The following is a 15,568-nucleotide window of genomic DNA, read 5'->3' on the forward strand; positions in this document are numbered from 1 at the left end:
GGGAACGCCGGAGGGGGCGGTGAGCCGAAGCTCACCGCCCCCTCCGGGTCGGGCAGGTCAGTCGCGCGGAGCGCTCTCGCGGCGCCCGCCGTCGCGGAACCCGCCCTCGCGGCGGGGCCCACGGCCACCGTCGCGGCGCGGGCCGCCGCGGAAGCCGTCCCGACGGGGACCACCGCGACGCGGGCCACGGCCCTCGCGGTTCTCCGTCGTGCGCCGCGGCTTGATGACCACGGGCTCACCGGACTCGGCGACCTCGCGGACCGTCTCGTCCCCGGCCAGGACGTTCTCCACCGCGTTGGCGGTCACGTTGGCGTCGCGGTGCAGCCAGCCGTAGCGGCGGACCTGGTCCGGCAGCGCGATCGCCAGGACGGTGCCCTTGGCGCCGGCGCGGGCCGTGCGGCCCGAGCGGTGCAGGTAGTCCTTGTGGTCGTTCGGCGGGTCGACGTGCACGACGAGGTCGACGTCGTCGACGTGGATGCCGCGCGCCGCGACGTCCGTCGCCACCAGGACGCGGGTCTCCCCGGCCGAGAAGGCGTCGATCGCCTTGGAGCGCTGCGACTGGCGCAGGTCGCCGTGGATGGCCTCGGCCGGAGCACCGGCCTCGCGCAGCTGGTCGGCCAGGCGCTGGGCGCCGAGCTTGGTCCGCACGAAGAAGATCGAGCGCGCGGGGCGCTGGCTGATCTCGGTGAGGATCGGCAGCTTGTCGTGCGGGCGCACGGCGAACACGCGGTGCTCCATGTGCCCGACGTCGTCGGGGTCGGCCGGGACGGCGTGGAAGGCCGGGTCCGTGAGGAAGTCCGTCACGAGGGCCTCGACACCGCGGTCCAGCGTCGCGGAGAAGAACATCCGCTGACCGCCGGGCTTGGTGCCCTCGATGATCGAGCGGACGTTGGGCAGGAACCCCAGGTCGGCCATGTGGTCGGCCTCGTCGAGCACGGCCACGTCGACCTCGGCGAGGGAGACGGCGTCGCGCTCGATGAGGTCCACCAGCCGGCCCGGGGTGGCGATGAGGACGTCGATGCCGCGCTGCAGGGCGGCGATCTGCCGGCCGTACGGGACACCGCCGACGACCACGGACAGCCGCAGGTCGAGGGAGTCGCCGAGGGGCCGCAGCGCGTCCGCGACCTGCATGGCCAGCTCGCGGGTCGGCACGAGCACGAGACCGCGCGGGGCGCCGGTGATGCGGGCGCGCTTCTGCTGGGCCAGGCGGGCCAGCATCGGCAGGCCGAAGCCCAGCGTCTTGCCGGAACCGGTGCGGGCCCGGCCGAGGATGTCGCGGCCGGCGATGCCGTCGGGCAGGACGCGCTGCTGGATGGCGAACGGCGCGGTCATCCCGCGGCGCTCGAGCGCGGCGACGAGCTCGTCGGGCAGGCCGAGTTCGGAGAACGTCGCCTCGACGACCTCGATGGACTCGGCCGCGGTGAGGGCCTGCTCGGTCGCCGAGGGGGCGAAGGAGCGCGGGCTGCGCGGGGGCCCGTTGCGGCGGGCGCCGCCGAAGCGGCCGCCACCACCGGAGCCGGAGCGGCCCTGGTAGCCACCGCTGCGCGGGGCGCCGTACCCGCCGGAACGGGGACGGTCGTCGCGGGAGTAGCCGCCACCGCCGCGGGGGCGGTCGTCACGGTCGAAGGAGCGCTCGCCGCGGTCGGACCGCTCGTAGCGGTCGGTGTAGGCGCGCGAGTCGCGGCGCTGGTAGCCGCCCTCGTCGTTGCGGGGGCGGGAGGAACGGTACGAACGGTCGTCGTACTGGGGCATGGGGTACTGAACTCCACGTGGGGCTCGTCGGCCGCACGGCGGTCCGCCCCCAGGACACGCGAAAGCGCACTGATGCTGAGGGATGAGACTCAAGCGACCTCGCGGGCGGCTCGCCCGCTGAGTGGACGGCATCGACACCGTCGCCTCAAGGGTAACAGGCCCCGGACCCGCCTTCTTCCCGTGCGGTCCGGGGCGCTCTCGGCCCGGTCAGCCCCGCGAGGCCTGGATGGCCGTCAGGGCGATCGTGTAGACGATGTCGTCGACGAGCGCACCGCGCGACAGGTCGTTCACCGGCTTGGCCAGGCCCTGCAGCATCGGCCCCACCGAGATGACACCTGCGTTGCGCTGCACCGCCTTGTACGTGGTGTTGCCCGTGTTCAGGTCGGGGAAGACGAACACGGTGGCGCGCCCGGCGACGGGCGAGTCCGGCGCCTTGGACGCCGCGACGGAGGCGACCGCGGCGGCGTCGTACTGCAGCGGGCCGTCGATGACGAGGTCGGGGTCGCGCTCGCGGGCGATGCGGGTCGCCTCGGCCACCTTGTCCACGCTCGACCCCGACCCCGAGGACCCGGTGGAGAAGCTGATCATCGCCACCCGCGGCTCGATCCCGAAGGCGCGCGCCGAGGCCGCCGACTGCAGCGCGATGTCGGCGAGGTCCTCCGGGCCCGGGTCGGGGTTCACGGCGCAGTCGCCGTAGATCACGACGTCGTCGGGCAGGCACATGAAGAACACGCTGGACACCAGCCGGGCCCCCGGCTTGGTCCGGATCACCTGCAGCGCAGGGCGAACGGTCGCCGCGGTCGTGTGGACGGCGCCGGCGACGAGACCGTCGACGTCCCCGGCCTGCAACATCGTCGTGCCCAGCCAGATGGGGTCGGCGAGGGAGTCGCGGGCCACGTCCGGCTGCAGCCCCTTGTGCTTGCGGGCCTCCACCAGCACGTCGACGTACTGCTCGACCAGGTCGGCCGGGTCGAGCACCTCGACCCCCTCGGGAAGAGTCAGCCCCAGCCCGGCGGCGACGGCGGCGACCTCCTCGGGCGCCCCGAGCAGGACGGGCCGGGCGATGCCGCGCTCGGCGCAGACCGCCGCCGCCTGGACGGTGCGGGGTTCGGTGCCCTCGGGCAGGACGATGCGCTGGACCCGCTCGGCGGCCAGGGTCGTCAGCCGGCGGCGGAAGGCGGCCGGGGACAGCCGCGGCCGGTGCGCCGCCGTGGGCAGCCGCGCCAGCCAGCCCGGGTCCAGGGCGTCGGCGACGGTCGCGGCCAGCGAGAGCGCCCGCTCGGCGTCGTCGGCGGGCACCTCGGGGTCGAGGCGGTTCACGGCCGTCGCGGTGGCGTAGGTGCTGCGTCCCGAGCGCAGGATGGGCAGCCCGGTCGCGGCGGCCGCGGCGGTCAGCTCCCCCACCCGCGGGTCCATCCCGACGCCGGCGGTCAGCAGCAACCCGGCCAGGCGGGTCCCGTTGAGCGCGGCCAGGCAGGTCGCCATGACGACGTCGTGCCGGTCGCCGGGGACGAGGATCAACCGGCCCTCGCGCAGCAGCGGCAGCATCCCCGGCACGGCCTGCGCGGCGACGACGACCTCCTTGATGCGCCGGCCCTGGTCGCCGTGGGTCAGCACCTCCACGTCGAGCTCGTGGTCCAGGCCGTGCACGAGGTCGCGCACGCGGGGCCACGTGAGGTCGCCGCGGAACGGGACGACGCCGACGAGCGGGATCCCGTGGTGCCCCAGGGCACCGCGCAGCGCCGCCGCCCGCGCCACGGCGGTCTCGGGGTCCTCGGGCACGGGCCAGCGGGACACGACCCCGCCGACGACGCGCAGCGCCTCACCGGCGCGGTAGGTGCCCGCGGTGACGGCCATGTCCTCGGCGATGCGTTCGGGCGCACCGGGTTCGGCGCCCAGCAGACCCGCCGACCCCACGAGCAGCACGTCCGCGTCCAGGGCGGTGGCCAGCGCCTGGTTGACGCGGCCGGAGAAGACCTGGTCGGCCGAGGGGGCGAGCCCCTCGACGACGACGACGTCGTGGGTCGCCAGGACCCCTTCGGCGGCCGCGACCACCTCCTCCATGAGGTCGTCGACCTCACCGCGCGAGAGCCGCTCGACGACGCGGCTGGAGGCGATCGGCTCGGCCGGGTCCAGCGTCGTCGTCAGGCGCACCAGGGCGACCGACCGGTCCGCCTCCCCCGAGCGCGTGGACTGCGCCAGCGGCTTGTGGAACCCGACGTCCACCCCGCGCGCGTCGAGCGCGCGCACCAGCCCCAGGCAGGTCGAGGTGAGACCGGCGCCGTGACCGGTGGGGACGACGAGCAGCACGCGGGCCATGGCCCCACCTTCCCGCACCGGCCGCCCCGTGGCCCGCGGGGGTCAGCGGTCGCGCACGAGCGCGACGGTGTCGCGGGCGATGAGCAGTTCCTCGTCGGTGGGCACCACCATCGCCAGCGGCCCCGGACCGGGCGCGGTGATGCGCCCGCGGGGCGTGGACGAGCGCCCGTGGTCGGCGTTGGCGGCCGCGTCCTCGACGAGCCCCAGGTGCGCGAGGCGGGCCAGCAGCATCGAGCGCACGTTCACGGCGTTCTCCCCGATGCCGCCGGTGAGCACGAGCGCGTCGAGGCCGCCGAGGGAGACGGTCAGCGCCGCGACGTGCTTGGCGGCCCGGTGGGCGAAGACGTCGAGCGCGAGGCGGGCCCCGGCGTGCCCCGCGGCGGCCTCGCCCGACAGCGTCCGCACGTCGTTCGACAGCCCCGACAGCGCCAGCAGCCCCGAGGCGGAGTTCAGCTGGCGCACGATCTCGGTGACGCTCTCCCCCGTGCGGTCGGCGACGAGCTCGACGACGGCCGGGTCCAGGTCCCCCGAGCGCGTCCCCATGACCAGGCCCTCCAGCGGGGTCAGGCCCATCGTCGTGTCGACCGAGCGGCCCCCGAGGACGGCCGTCGCGCTGCAACCGTTGCCGAGGTGGGCGACGACGGTCTTGAGGGTGGCCGGGTCCCGGCCGTCGGCCTCGGCGAGGATCTGCGCGGCGCGCTGGCTGACGAACCGGTGGCTCGTGCCGTGCATGCCGTAGCGGCGGACGCCGAACTCCTCGTACCAGCGCGCGGGCACCGCGTACCGGTAGTTCACCTCCGGCATCGTCTGGTGGAACGCCGTGTCGAAGACGGCCACGTGTTCGAGGTCGGGCAGGACCGCGCGGGCGGCCTCGATGCCGGAGGCGTTGGCCGGGTTGTGCAGGGGCGCGAGCGCGGACAGCTCGTGGATCTGCCCCAGGACCCGGTCGTCGATGCGCACCGACCCGTGGAACACCTGCCCGCCCTGGACGACGCGGTGACCGACGCCGAGCAGCGGGGGCAGGTCGAGGTCGAGCAGCCGCTGCAGCACGTGGGCCAGGGCCCCGCGGTGCGTGGTCGCGGCCGGGTTGATCGTGCGCGTCGTCGACCCACCGCCCGGCGTCGTCGTCGTCATGTGGACGACGGCGTCCGGGCTGCCGATCCGCTCACCCAGGCAGCTCAGGGCCCGCTCCCCCGTCTCCGGGTCCACGAGCGCGAGCTTGACCGACGAGCTCCCGCAGTTCACCACGACGACCGACCCGTTGCCGGACACGCGACCACTCCCCTCGACGTCCTGTCCGAGCAGGCTCTCACGCGCCCCCGGCACGGCCCGGCAGCACCGTCGCCAGGGTCGTCGCCAGGTCCGCGGCGACCTCCAGGGCACGGTCGCCCTCCGGCTGCAGGTAGCCCATGACGGCGACGTGCTCGGCGGGGAAGGCGAAGGCGCCGCCGGCGTTGACGGACTGCCCCCACCCGGCGGCCCACCGCTGCCCGGTGGGGTCGGTGCCGCAGGGGCAGGACGGCCACACGCCCAGACCGTTGCCCAGGGGCTGTAGGTCGACCAGGTCCGCCCGGGCCCGCGGGGTCAGGACGAGGTCGGAGGAGAGCAGCGCCCCCTGCCAGCGGGCCAGGTCGCCCGGTGAGGCGACGATCCCGCCGGAGGAGAAGCCCGTCCAGCCGGGGACCTCGCGCTGCTCGACGCTCATCGAGGTCAGGCCGAGGGGTCCGGCGACGCGCTCGGCGACGAGGTCGGCGTAGGACTGGCCGGTGACGTGCTCCAGGAGCAGCCCGAGCCAGAGGAACCCGCTGTTGGAGTAGGCGACCTGCGTCCCCGGCGCGAACAGCGGCGGGGCCTGGAGGGCCAGGGTGACCAGCTCGGCCGGGGTCCAGGCGCGATCGGGCTCGAAACCGGGCGCCTGCGTGTACTGCGGCAGACCGCCGGCGTGGTGCAGCAGCTGGCGCGGGGTGACCGTCGCACCCGCGGGGACCCCGTCGAGGTCGGGGACGGGGGCGTCGAGGTCGAGCGTGCCGCGCGTGGCCTCCTGCAGCACCAGGGCCGCCGTGACCCCCTTGGTCAGCGACGCCGCCGGGACCGGCTCACCGGCGGGCAGGCCGGCCCCCAGCGCGACCGAGCTCGTGCCCTCCCAGACGACGTCCCACAGCGCGGCCCCCGAGGCCACGCCGACGCTGGCCGCCTCGATGCCCTCGGTGCGGGCCACCCACTCGTCCAGCGCGCGCTGCAGGTCCTCGGCGGGCAGCTCGGCCAGGGGCGCCGCCCGGCTCGGCAGCACCGCCCCGGGGTCGGCCACCACGTCGAAGGCGGACTGCGCCAGCGCGCTGCGGTCGGACGGGCCGGGGATGGCGAGCAGGGACCGGCTGGGCCCACCGGTGAAGGCGACGGCCAGCGCCAGGCAGCCCGCGCCGACCGCGACGAACCCCACCGGCAGGAGCGCTGCGCGGCGGGCCGGCCGGGCCGCGCGCACGGGCCACCACCGGGCCGGCCGGCCGCCGGCGAGGTCCTCCACCCAGCCCACGGCGAGGACCGCCACGAGCGTCAGCGCCAGGGAGCCGCCCACCACGAGGGGGACGACCGTCCACCCCGACGCCTGCGGCAGCACCTCGTCCACGGCCGTGCGGACCAGGACGATCGCGGCCGGGTGCCACAGGTAGACCGTCACGGCGCGCGCCGTGACCCCCCGCAGGAACGGCGCCACCCGGGCCGAGCACCGCCGCAGCGGCCCCTGCACGAGCCCCAGGGCCGCGAGCCAGCCGAGGGCCGTGAGCGCCAGCAGCAGCCAGGAGGAGTTCAGCGACCTCCGCTCCAGCGGCACGACCGCCGACAGGGCGAGCGCCCCGCCCACCCCGGTCACCGCGAGGACGAGCAGGACCGGGCGGGCCGGCAGGGCCGGGCTGCGCGCCCACGCCGCCCCCAGGACGGCGAACAGCCCGTAGCAGAGGGCGTCACCGACCCCCGTGCGCGGCATCCCGGTCAGGGTGGGCAGGCCCACCCACGGCCCCAGCTCGAGCGCGGCGAGCCCGGCGAGGGCGAGCAGCGCCGTGGTGGCGGGCCGGCGGGCGCACCGCAGGACGAGGGGTCCCAGCACGACGAGCCACAGGTAGTCGCTCACGTACCACAGGTGCGACGTGAGCCAGCCCTGCTGGCCCTCCGAACCCACCGGGGGCAGCAGGGGCAGCACCCAGCGCCACCCACCGGTGAGCACGACGTCCGCACCGCTGCGCTGCGCCGTCAGGACCGTCGTGACCAGCACGGCGGCCCCGAAGACCCAGAAGGGCACGAGCAGCCGGCGGGCCCGGCGCAGCGTCGTCCGCCACCACGCCCCCCGACCGCCCCGCCCCAGGCTCGTCGCCAGCAGCGACCCGGCGAGGAAGAACATGAGCGGCATGGCGGGGAAGACCCAGGACAGCCAGGCCCAGGCCAGGGCGTGCCACAGCAGCACCCGCGCCAGGGCGACGGTCCGCACCCCGTCCAGCAGCGGGTCCCGGGCCGTGGTGGCGCGGTGCGGGGCGAGACCCGGGGGCGCAGTGGTCATCGGGACCGAGTCTCTCATCAGCCCCGGTGGCCTCAGCCCTCGATCGGGGGCCACCCCTCACGGCGGTGCGCCGCCTCCCAGAACAGCCACTCGTACCGGGTCGCGACCGCGAAGGCCTCGTGCATGGCCTCCTCCACCTCCGGCCGGGCCGCCGCGTCGACGAGGTCGCGGGCCGTCGCGGTGGCGGCCTGGAAGGCGGGGTCGTCGTAGGCGGCGACCCACCGCGCGAACGGGTGGCCCTCGACGAGCCGGGCGCGGACGGCCAGGCGCCGGCCCGCGTCGGCGTAGACCCAGAAGCACGGCAGGACGGCGGCCGCCCCGACCGCGTAGGGCGCCGTCGCGGCCGTCGCGACGAGGTGGGAGACGTACCCCAGCGTCGTCGGGGAGGCCAGGGCAGCGGTCCCCTCGCCCGGCGGCAACAGACCGGAGTCCAGCAGGTCGCCGTGCAGCGAGGACTCCACGACGGCCGCGCCGTGCGCCGAGGAGGCCCAGAAACCGGCCGCACCGGCGTCCGGCGCCCGCGCGGCCAGCAGCGACAGGGCGCGGGCGTAGCCCTGCAGGTAGAGGGCGTCCTGCTCCAGGTAGTGCCGGAAGGCGACCGGGTCGAGGGTGCCCTCGGCGAGCTCGGCGAGGAACGCGCAGCGCTCGACGGCGCCGCGCACGTCGGCGGTCCGCTCCCAGGCGGCGGCGGTGAACGAGGGGCTGGGGGTCATCCGGGCTCCCGCAGGGCGAAGGCGTGGTCGAGGGGGCCGTGCGAACCGTCGTGGCCGGACCCGACGTGCAGGTCCCGGCCGGCGAGCAGGGCCGACTGCAGGTAGTCGCGGGCCGGTCCGGCCAGCTCCTCCCAGCCGGCCCCGGGGCGCAGCGCGGCCTGGGCGGCCAGGGCCGCGGACAGCGTGCACCCCGTGCCGTGGGTGGCGGTGGTGCCCACGCGGGGGCGGCGCAGCAGCGTCTCCCCCGACGGGCCGACGAGGACGTCGACGCTCTCGGGACCGGTGAGGTGCCCGCCCTTGACCAGGACGGCGGTCCCCGTGCGGGAGAACAGCTCCCGGGCCTGCGCCCGCACGCCGTCGAGGTCGGTCGCGGGCGCCGCGTCGAGCAGGACGGCCGCCTCGGGCACGTTCGGGGTGACGAGGTCGACGATCGGCAGCAGGTCCTCGCGGACGGCCGCGACGGCGGCCGGGTCCAGCAGCCGGTCCCCGCTCGTGGCGACCATCACCGGGTCCAGGACCACGGGTCCCCCCGCCCCGCCGGCCACGGCGTCCGCGACGGCGGCCACGACCCGCGCGTCGGCCAGCATCCCGATCTTCGTGGCGTGCACGGCGATGTCGGACAGGACGGCGTCGAGCTGCTCGGTGACGAACGCGGCGGGCACGACGTGCACCCCGTGGACGCCGCGGGTGTTCTGCGCCGTCAGCGCCGTCAGCACGCTCGCCCCGAAGACGCCGTGCGCCGCGAACGTCTTGAGGTCGGCCTGGACGCCGGCCCCGCCCCCGGAGTCGCTGCCGGCGATCGTCAAGGCCACCGGGACGTCGACGCGCGCGCTCACGACCGGCCCCACTGGGCCCGCAGCTCCCGCGCCGCCCGTTCCGGGTCGGCCGCCCCGCAGATCTCCGAGACCACGCAGAACCCGGTGATCCCCGTGGCGCGCAACGAGTCCAGGTTGTCCGGGTGGATGCCGCCGATCGCCACGCACGGCACGGGCGCCGCCGCGACGACCGCCGCCACCCCGTCGGCGCCGAGGGCGGCGGCCGCGTCCGGTTTCGTCGCGGTCTCCCGCACGGGCCCGACCCCGAGGTGGTCGACGACCGCGGGGTCCACCGCGGCGGCCTGTTCCGGGGTGGACACCGACAACCCCAGGAGCAGGTCCGGTGCGATCCGCCGCACCTCCGCGGCCGGCAGGTCGCTCTGCCCCAGGTGCACCCCGTCGGCCCCGGCGACGAGCGCGACGTCCACGGCGTCGTTCACGAGCAGCGGGACCCCGGTGCCCCGCAACGCCTCCCGCACGGCGAGGACCAGCGCGAGGCGCTCGCGGTCCGAGCCCTCCTTCGCCCGCACCTGGACGGCGTCGACCCCGCCGGCGACGGCCGCGCGGACGACGGCCGGGACGCCGCGGTCACCGCACCGGGCGGTGTCGGTGACGAGGTAGAGGGTGGGCCGGAACGGGGCCCTCACGCGAGGCGCCCGGCGCCGTCGCGCAGCTCACGGGGGCCGACGGCGTCGAGCTCGTCGATCCACGCGGTCGCGAACGCGCCGGGCCGGTCCGCCCGCGCCGCGGCGCGTTCGGCGGCGACGGCGACGTGCAGGTGGGCGGCGGCCGCCGCGACGAGGGGGTCGGGTTCGGCCGCTGCGTAGGCGGCGACGAGCGCCCCGAGGGAGCACCCCGCCCCCGTCGTGCGGGTCAGCAGGGCGTGCCCGCCGAGGACGCGGACCACCCGCTCGCCGTGGATGAGGACGTCGACCGGGCCGGAGACGGCCACGACCCCACCGGTGCGACCGCTGAGCCCGCGGGCCGCCTCGACGGCGTCCTCGGTCCCGTGGGTGGCGTCGACCCCCCGTCCACCGGCACCCGCCCCGGCCAGGCCGAGCACCTCGGAGGCGTTGGCCCGCACCACGGTCGGGGCGTGCGCCAGCAGGTCCCGCGCGATCCTCGTCCGGAACTCCAGCCCGCCCACGGCGACCGGGTCCAGGACCCACGGCCGGCCGTGCTCGCGGGCAGAACCCGCCGCCAGCGCCATCGCCTGCGCCTTCGTCTCGTCGAGCGTCCCGACGTTGACGAGGACGGCGGAGGCGACGGTGGCGAACGCAGCCGCCTCCTGGACGTTGTCGACCATCGCGGGGGCGGCGCCGACGGCGAGGAGGGCGTTCGCGGTGATCGTCTGGACCACCGAGTTGGTGAGGCACTGGACCAGGGGCGCGCCCTGGACCACGGCTTCGCGGGCCCGGGCGACGTCCTGGGCGGACACCAGCGTGGAAACGGCTGCCATGCCGCGACATCCCTTCGTCAGCATTACCTGAATCAGGTGCGACGGGTGTGATCTCAGCTGCGCGATCCGCACGCAGCACCCCGTGTCGCGGGGAACGCTACACCCCGCCGGCACGTCATCCGTTTGCCCCCGGCCCCGCGGGGTAGCCCCACCGCATGAGCCTGAACCTGTCGGGATCGGACCTGTCGGTGCAGCCGCGCACGACCGCCGGCCAGCACCTCTCGCTCGTCGTGGGCGTCCTGCTCGTGGTCCTGGGGGTGGCCGGTTTCGCGGTGTCCGGGTTCTCGGACTGGACGGGCGGGACGCAGGAGCAGCAGGTCATCGGGTTCTCGGTGAACCCGCTCTCCAGCACCGTCCACCTCGTGCTGGGGGCCCTGGGGATCCTCGCCCGCACGGGACGACGCCGGGCGCGCGGCTACGGGATCGTGCTCTTCCTCGCCGGCGCCGGCCTCTTCGCCTGGGGCGCCTCCAGCGACGGGTCCGGCGACACGGCCCTGAACCTGGCCTGGCCGGTCACGACCCTGCACGGCGTCCTCGCCGCGGTCGGGATCGTCATCGCGCTCGTGCCGGTGACGGCGGGGCGGCGCAGGAGCACCGCGGAACTGCGCTGACCCCGGCCCGCCCGGGCCGGGGTCAGCGGTCCGTCAGGCCTCGCCGCCCTCGCGGACGCCGGCCCACAGGTCGACGCCGGAGTCGACGGCGAACTCCTCGATGGCCGTCAGCTCGTCGTCGCTGAACTCGAGGTTCTGCACGGCGGCGACGTTGTCCTCGACCTGCTGCACCGAGCTGGCGCCGATGAGCGTGGTCGTCACGCGACGGTCGCGCAGCGTCCAGGCCAGGGCGAGCTGCGCGAGCGTCTGCCCCCGCCCGGAGGCGATCTCCTGCAACCCGCGGATGCGCCGCAGCGTCTCCTCGCCCAGGATCGACGGGTCGAGCGACTTGCCCTGCGCCGCACGGGAGTCCTCGGGGATCCCGTCGAGGTAGCGGTTGGTCAGCAACCCCTGCGCGAGCGCGGTGAACGGGATGCAGCCGACGCCCTCGGACTCCAGGACGTCCAGCAGCCCGGACTCGATCCACCGGTTGAACATCGAGTAGGACGGCTGGTGGATGAGCAGCGGGGTGCCGAGTTCGCGCAGGACGCGCGAGGCCTGCAGCGTGCGTTCGGGCCCGTAGGAGGAGATCCCGACGTGGAGCGCCTTGCCCGAGCGGACGATGGCGTCGAGCGCACCCATCGTCTCCTCCAGCGGGGTGTCCGGGTCCGGGCGGTGGTGGTAGAAGATGTCGACGTGGTCCAGGCCCGTGCGCTGCAGCGACTGGTCCAGGGAGGCGGTCAGGTACTTGCGCGACCCGCGGTCCCCGTACGGCCCGGGCCACATGTCCCAGCCGGCCTTGGAGGAGACGACGAGTTCGTCGCGGTAGGGCTTGAAGTCCTCGCGGAACAACCGTCCGAAGTTCGTCTCGGCAGCGCCGTAGGGCGGTCCGTAGTTGTTCGCGAGGTCGAAGTGGGTGATGCCCAGGTCGAACGCGCGGCGCGCGATGTCGCGCTGGGTCTGGAACGGCTTGTCGTCGCCGAAGTTGTGCCAGAACCCGAGCGAGAGCGCCGGGAGTTCCAGGCCGCTGCGTCCGCAGCGGCGGTAGGGCATCGACTCGTACCGTGCAGCGTCTGCGGTGTACGTGGTGGGGCTCACGTCGGCGATCCTGCCACGCGCAGCGCCACCGCGGCGCGGGCCAGTTCCTCGACGCGCGCGAAGTCCCCGGCGGCCAGGGCGTCGGCCGGGGTGAGCCAGCTGCCGCCGACGCAGCCGACGTTCGACAGGGCCAGGTACTCCCCCGCGTTCGCCGGCGAGACGCCCCCGGTCGGGCAGAACCGCACCTGCGGCAGGACCGTGCGCAGCGCCGCCAGGAAGGGAGCTCCTCCGGACTGCTGGGCGGGGAAGAACTTCAGGTCGTGGACCCCGAGCTCCAGCGCCGCGAGGGCCTCCGAGACGGTCGCCACACCGGGCAGCAGCGGGACGTCGCGGTCGCGGGCGGCCTGGACGATCGAGCGGGTCGTGCCGGGGCTGACGAGGAACTGCGCCCCGGCGTCGACGGCGCGGGCGACGTCGTCGGCCGAGGTGCAGGTCCCGACCCCGAGCACGATCTCGGGCACCTCGACGGCGACGGCCCGCACGGCGTCGAGCGCGGCGGGGGTGCGCAGGGTCAGCTCGACGACGCCGACGCCGCCGGCGAGCAGCGCCCGGGCCAGCGGGACGGCCGTGGTGACGTCCTCGACGACGACGACGGGCAGGACCGGGGAGAGGTCGAGCACGCTGACGGGTGGGCTGGCGGCAGGCACGGAGGCTCCTCCTCGAGGTCCGGGTGGACCTCGACTGTCCCAGCTTCAGCCCACGCGCACCGCGCTGGGGGTGACGGTCCCGTCGACGACGAGCCCCTCGTCGGCGACCTGCAGGTCCTCCAGCCGCACCTGCGGGGGGATCCCCTCCAGGGGGAAGGAGAACCCGTCGAAGCCGGCCGCCCGGAGCAGCTGGTCGGCCCGGCCCAGGGGCACCGAGGCCCCGGCCACCTCGGCGCGCACGGGTTGCAGCTGCACGTCGGACCCGTCCAGGACGGGCCGCCCCGACACCGACAGGTCGACGCCGAGCCCGAAGACGCGGACGGTGGTGCCCGCCCGGACGGCGTCGCCGTCCCGGGTGAGGGTCACGTCGAGCCCGCCGACGGAGGCCTGCTGCGCGAGGTCGGCGTAGGCCACCTCGGCCCGGACGGTGCCGCCGGCGACGTCGACCGTCCCCGCACCCCCGGTGAGCACGCTCGTCGGGACGTGGACCTCGGGCAGCCGGACGCGCAGGTCGCGGACGACGAGGTCGTCCTCGGTCGTCAACCGGGGCACCGTCACCGTCACGTCCTCGAAGCTCCCGCGGGCGACCTGCCACAGGAAGGAGCCACCGGCGACACCGACCTGCGGGTCCTGCGTCAGCCCGTACTCGGTGCGCAGCTGCGCGGCGACCCGGTCGGTCGCCCAGGCGCGGGCGGCCAGGTCGGCCGCGACCGCGATGACGGCGAGGGCGAGCACGGTGACGAGGACCCGGACGAGGCGGCTGGAGGCGGGACGGCGGGGCACGGATCCACTGTCGCAGGCCGGGAAGGTCTGGCGACCCCGCGTGGTTGAGGAGGGGCATGAGCACTCAGGCACTGACCCTGGAGACGCACGACGAGGCCGTGAAGGACGGGATCGTCCTCATCGACTTCTGGGCCGACTGGTGCGGGCCGTGCAAGCAGTTCGCACCCGTGTTCGAGCAGGCCTCCGAGCAGCACGGGGACATCACCTTCACCAAGGTGGACACCGAGGACCAGCAGCAGCTCGCCGCCCGCTACGGCATCACGTCGATCCCGACGCTGGTCGCCTACCGCGACGGCATCCCGGTCTTCGGTCAGCCCGGCGCCCTGCCGGCCCCGGCGCTGGAGCAGCTGATCGAGCAGGTCCGCGCGCTGGACATGGACCAGGTGAAGCAGCAGTACGCCCAGGCCGTGGAGGCCCAGCAGCAGCAGCAGGCGCAGGAGCAGTCCGCGCCGCAGCGCCAGGGCGTGCGCGCCGGGACGGACCCCGCCGCCTTCTGACGTCCCACCGCGAGAGCCCCCGTCCGCACCGGACGGGGGCTCTCGCGCGTTCGGGCAGGATCGCGACGTGGACCGAGGACACCTGCACCACCTCGAGCTGTGGCGCGACGACGCCACGGCGGCCGACGGCCCGTGGCCCTGGCTGCTCACCCGCCTCGGCTGGACCCGCACCGACGACTGGGCCACCGGGTGCACCTGGTCCCTCGGCACGGCGTACGTCGTGCTGGAGTCCGGTGCCGACCACGTCCGCGGCCGCACCGACCGCTGCCGCAGCGGGATGAACCACCTCGCCCTGTGGGCCGGCACCCCCGACGAGGTCGACGCCCTGGCGGCCGAGGCGCCGCGGCACGGGTGGCGGCTGCTGTTCCCCGACCGCCACCCCCACGCGGGCGGTCCGGACCACCACGCGGCCTACCTGGAGGACGACGCGGGGTTCGAGGTCGAGCTGGTGGCCGCCGACGGCGCCCCTCCCCGCGGATGAGCCCCCGTCCCAGGGTCGGGCACGAGGTCACCCCGTCCCCGGTCGTCGAGCACGAGGTCACCCCGCACCTGCCGCGCGGTGGACGCTCCGCCGGCGATGTCCACGCCGCGACCCAGCGGGTCCGCCAGGCTCTGGTCCGGCCCGGCCACGTAGCCGTCGAGGGAGAGGGACAGGTGGCAGGTGGTGTCCGTCATCGCGCCAGCCTCGACCCCCGGACGGGCCCGGCGCCAACCTGTTCACGGCCCGACGTGGCCTGCCGCCCGCACTCCGGTGAACACGTCGCTCCCCCGGCGGCGCGGGCACCCGGGGCACCAGGCTGGAACGGATCGCGATGGACCAGAACTTCACGGTCTCGGCCAAGACCGCCGTCCGCACCCTGCGCCGCGACCTCGCCGCGCTCGGGCTGGACGTGAACCACTCGGCGGCGTTGGAACTCCTCGCCCACCAGGCGGGGTTCCGCGACTGGAACACCGCGACCGCCTCCGCCACCGGACCGGCGGGTCAGCTCGGTGCCCCCGTCCCCGTGCTGCGCGTCCAGGACGGCGCCGCGGCGCTCGAGTTCTACACCGCGGTGCTGGGGTTCACGTGCCTGTGGGAACACCGGTTCGAACCCGACCTGCCGCTGTACGCCCGAGTCCGCCGCGACGACGCGGAGCTCGACCTGTCCGAGCACTGCGGCGACGGCACCCCGGGGACGGCCGTGTGGGTGCCCGTCCGGGACGTCCGCGAACTGCGCCGCGAACTCTCGCCGCGGTTGGACCCCCGGCAGTTCCCGGGGGTCGAGGACGACGCGCCGGGTGGCCCGACGACGACCGTCCTCGACCCCTTCGGGAACTCCCTGCGGTCCTGCGAACGCTGACCCGG

General features: G+C 75.7%; 15 protein-coding genes, 1 pseudogene and 1 riboswitch. Of the genes and pseudogenes, 4 read left to right on the plus strand and 12 right to left on the minus strand.

The genetic code is table 11. From position 1 onward, the window contains the following. Positions 1-57: 57 nt before the first annotated feature. The 8 genes from AB2L28_RS04015 to thiM all read right to left on the minus strand — a co-directional run bounded on the left by AB2L28_RS04015 (position 58) and on the right by thiM (position 10,608). Positions 58-1,752 (minus strand): DEAD/DEAH box helicase, encoded by a 1,695-nt coding sequence (locus AB2L28_RS04015; RefSeq protein ID WP_370717441.1) that lies wholly within the window; start codon positions 1,750-1,752, stop codon positions 58-60. A gap of 207 nt (positions 1,753-1,959) precedes the next feature. Then, the gene (gene pta / locus AB2L28_RS04020) at positions 1,960-4,071 is read right to left on the minus strand and encodes a phosphate acetyltransferase (protein WP_370717442.1); all 2,112 of its coding nucleotides are present in this window, start codon (positions 4,069-4,071) and stop codon (positions 1,960-1,962) included. A 42-nt stretch (positions 4,072-4,113) separates the two neighbouring features. Continuing rightward, positions 4,114-5,343: an acetate/propionate family kinase gene (locus AB2L28_RS04025; RefSeq protein WP_370717443.1), complete on the minus strand. Its 1,230-nt coding sequence runs from the start codon at positions 5,341-5,343 to the stop codon at positions 4,114-4,116. A gap of 37 nt (positions 5,344-5,380) precedes the next feature. Next, complete coding sequence (locus tag AB2L28_RS04030) at positions 5,381-7,621, minus strand: serine hydrolase (protein ID WP_370717444.1); 2,241 nt, start codon at positions 7,619-7,621, stop codon at positions 5,381-5,383. 32 nt (positions 7,622-7,653) lie between these two features. Next, complete coding sequence (locus AB2L28_RS04035; RefSeq protein ID WP_370717445.1) at positions 7,654-8,334, minus strand: TenA family protein; 681 nt, start codon at positions 8,332-8,334, stop codon at positions 7,654-7,656. Continuing rightward, on the minus strand, positions 8,331-9,170 hold the full coding sequence (gene thiD, locus AB2L28_RS04040; protein WP_370717446.1) for a bifunctional hydroxymethylpyrimidine kinase/phosphomethylpyrimidine kinase: 840 nt from the start codon (positions 9,168-9,170) through the stop codon (positions 8,331-8,333). Before thiD ends, AB2L28_RS04035 begins: the two co-directional genes overlap by 4 nt. After that, complete coding sequence (gene thiE, locus AB2L28_RS04045; RefSeq protein ID WP_370717447.1) at positions 9,167-9,796, minus strand: thiamine phosphate synthase; 630 nt, start codon at positions 9,794-9,796, stop codon at positions 9,167-9,169. The genes thiD and thiE overlap by 4 nt, the downstream gene beginning before the upstream one ends. Further along, entirely contained in the window at positions 9,793-10,608 is an 816-nt protein-coding gene (thiM, locus tag AB2L28_RS04050) for a hydroxyethylthiazole kinase (protein WP_370717448.1), read from the minus strand. Before thiM ends, thiE begins: the two co-directional genes overlap by 4 nt. After that, a riboswitch (TPP riboswitch) is annotated at positions 10,601-10,701 on the minus strand. Its footprint overlaps the gene before it by 8 nt. A 62-nt stretch (positions 10,702-10,763) precedes the next feature. Between thiM and AB2L28_RS04055 the strand changes: the two genes are divergently transcribed. Next, positions 10,764-11,219, plus strand: coding sequence for a DUF4383 domain-containing protein (locus tag AB2L28_RS04055; RefSeq protein ID WP_370717449.1), 456 nt, complete (start codon positions 10,764-10,766; stop codon positions 11,217-11,219). A gap of 33 nt (positions 11,220-11,252) precedes the next feature. Here the strand turns inward: AB2L28_RS04055 and mgrA are convergent, their stop codons facing one another. The 3 genes from mgrA to AB2L28_RS04070 are packed head-to-tail and all read right to left on the minus strand — an operon-like array spanning position 11,253 to position 13,726. Further along, positions 11,253-12,251: an L-glyceraldehyde 3-phosphate reductase gene (gene mgrA, locus AB2L28_RS04060; RefSeq protein WP_370717848.1), complete on the minus strand. Its 999-nt coding sequence runs from the start codon at positions 12,249-12,251 to the stop codon at positions 11,253-11,255. 41 nt (positions 12,252-12,292) lie between these two features. Continuing rightward, a complete protein-coding gene (gene eda / locus AB2L28_RS04065; protein WP_370717450.1) occupies positions 12,293-12,943 on the minus strand; it encodes a bifunctional 4-hydroxy-2-oxoglutarate aldolase/2-dehydro-3-deoxy-phosphogluconate aldolase in 651 nt (216 codons plus the stop codon). A gap of 45 nt (positions 12,944-12,988) precedes the next feature. Then, the gene (locus AB2L28_RS04070; protein ID WP_370717451.1) at positions 12,989-13,726 is read right to left on the minus strand and encodes an LmeA family phospholipid-binding protein; all 738 of its coding nucleotides are present in this window, start codon (positions 13,724-13,726) and stop codon (positions 12,989-12,991) included. A gap of 56 nt (positions 13,727-13,782) precedes the next feature. On the opposite strand from AB2L28_RS04070, the gene trxA reads away from it, so the two are divergent. Both trxA and AB2L28_RS04080 read left to right on the plus strand, forming a co-directional pair. Then, complete coding sequence (gene trxA / locus AB2L28_RS04075) at positions 13,783-14,223, plus strand: thioredoxin (RefSeq protein ID WP_370717452.1); 441 nt, start codon at positions 13,783-13,785, stop codon at positions 14,221-14,223. Positions 14,224-14,290: 67 nt separating this feature from the next. Further along, positions 14,291-14,704 (plus strand): VOC family protein, encoded by a 414-nt coding sequence (locus AB2L28_RS04080; protein ID WP_370717453.1) that lies wholly within the window; start codon positions 14,291-14,293, stop codon positions 14,702-14,704. Positions 14,705-14,793: 89 nt separating this feature from the next. Here the strand turns inward: AB2L28_RS04080 and AB2L28_RS04085 are convergent. After that, positions 14,794-14,898 (minus strand): annotated as a pseudogene (locus tag AB2L28_RS04085) (dihydrofolate reductase family protein); the annotation flags it as partial. A gap of 137 nt (positions 14,899-15,035) precedes the next feature. Between AB2L28_RS04085 and AB2L28_RS04090 the strand changes: the two are divergent. After that, on the plus strand, positions 15,036-15,563 hold the full coding sequence (locus tag AB2L28_RS04090; RefSeq protein ID WP_370717454.1) for a glyoxalase superfamily protein: 528 nt from the start codon (positions 15,036-15,038) through the stop codon (positions 15,561-15,563). Positions 15,564-15,568: the final 5 nt, after the last annotated feature.

Source organism: Kineococcus mangrovi, from assembly GCF_041320705.1.
GTDB classification, from domain to species: domain Bacteria; phylum Actinomycetota; class Actinomycetes; order Actinomycetales; family Kineococcaceae; genus Kineococcus; species Kineococcus mangrovi.

Excerpts from the sequence above, each read along its gene's own strand:
- AB2L28_RS04030 (WP_370717444.1), bottom strand. The coding sequence starts at position 7,621 with ATGACCACTGCGCCCCCGGGTCTCGCCCCGCACCGCGCCACCACGGCC.
- pta (WP_370717442.1), bottom strand. The coding sequence starts at position 4,071 with ATGGCCCGCGTGCTGCTCGTCGTCCCCACCGGTCACGGCGCCGGTCTC.
- thiM (WP_370717448.1), bottom strand. The coding sequence starts at position 10,608 with ATGGCAGCCGTTTCCACGCTGGTGTCCGCCCAGGACGTCGCCCGGGCC.
- trxA (WP_370717452.1), top strand. The coding sequence starts at position 13,783 with ATGAGCACTCAGGCACTGACCCTGGAGACGCACGACGAGGCCGTGAAG.
- mgrA (WP_370717848.1), bottom strand. The coding sequence starts at position 12,251 with ATGCCCTACCGCCGCTGCGGACGCAGCGGCCTGGAACTCCCGGCGCTC.
- AB2L28_RS04090 (WP_370717454.1), top strand. The coding sequence starts at position 15,036 with ATGGACCAGAACTTCACGGTCTCGGCCAAGACCGCCGTCCGCACCCTG.
- AB2L28_RS04035 (WP_370717445.1), bottom strand. The coding sequence starts at position 8,334 with ATGACCCCCAGCCCCTCGTTCACCGCCGCCGCCTGGGAGCGGACCGCC.
- AB2L28_RS04055 (WP_370717449.1), top strand. The coding sequence starts at position 10,764 with ATGAGCCTGAACCTGTCGGGATCGGACCTGTCGGTGCAGCCGCGCACG.
- AB2L28_RS04015 (WP_370717441.1), bottom strand. The coding sequence starts at position 1,752 with ATGCCCCAGTACGACGACCGTTCGTACCGTTCCTCCCGCCCCCGCAAC.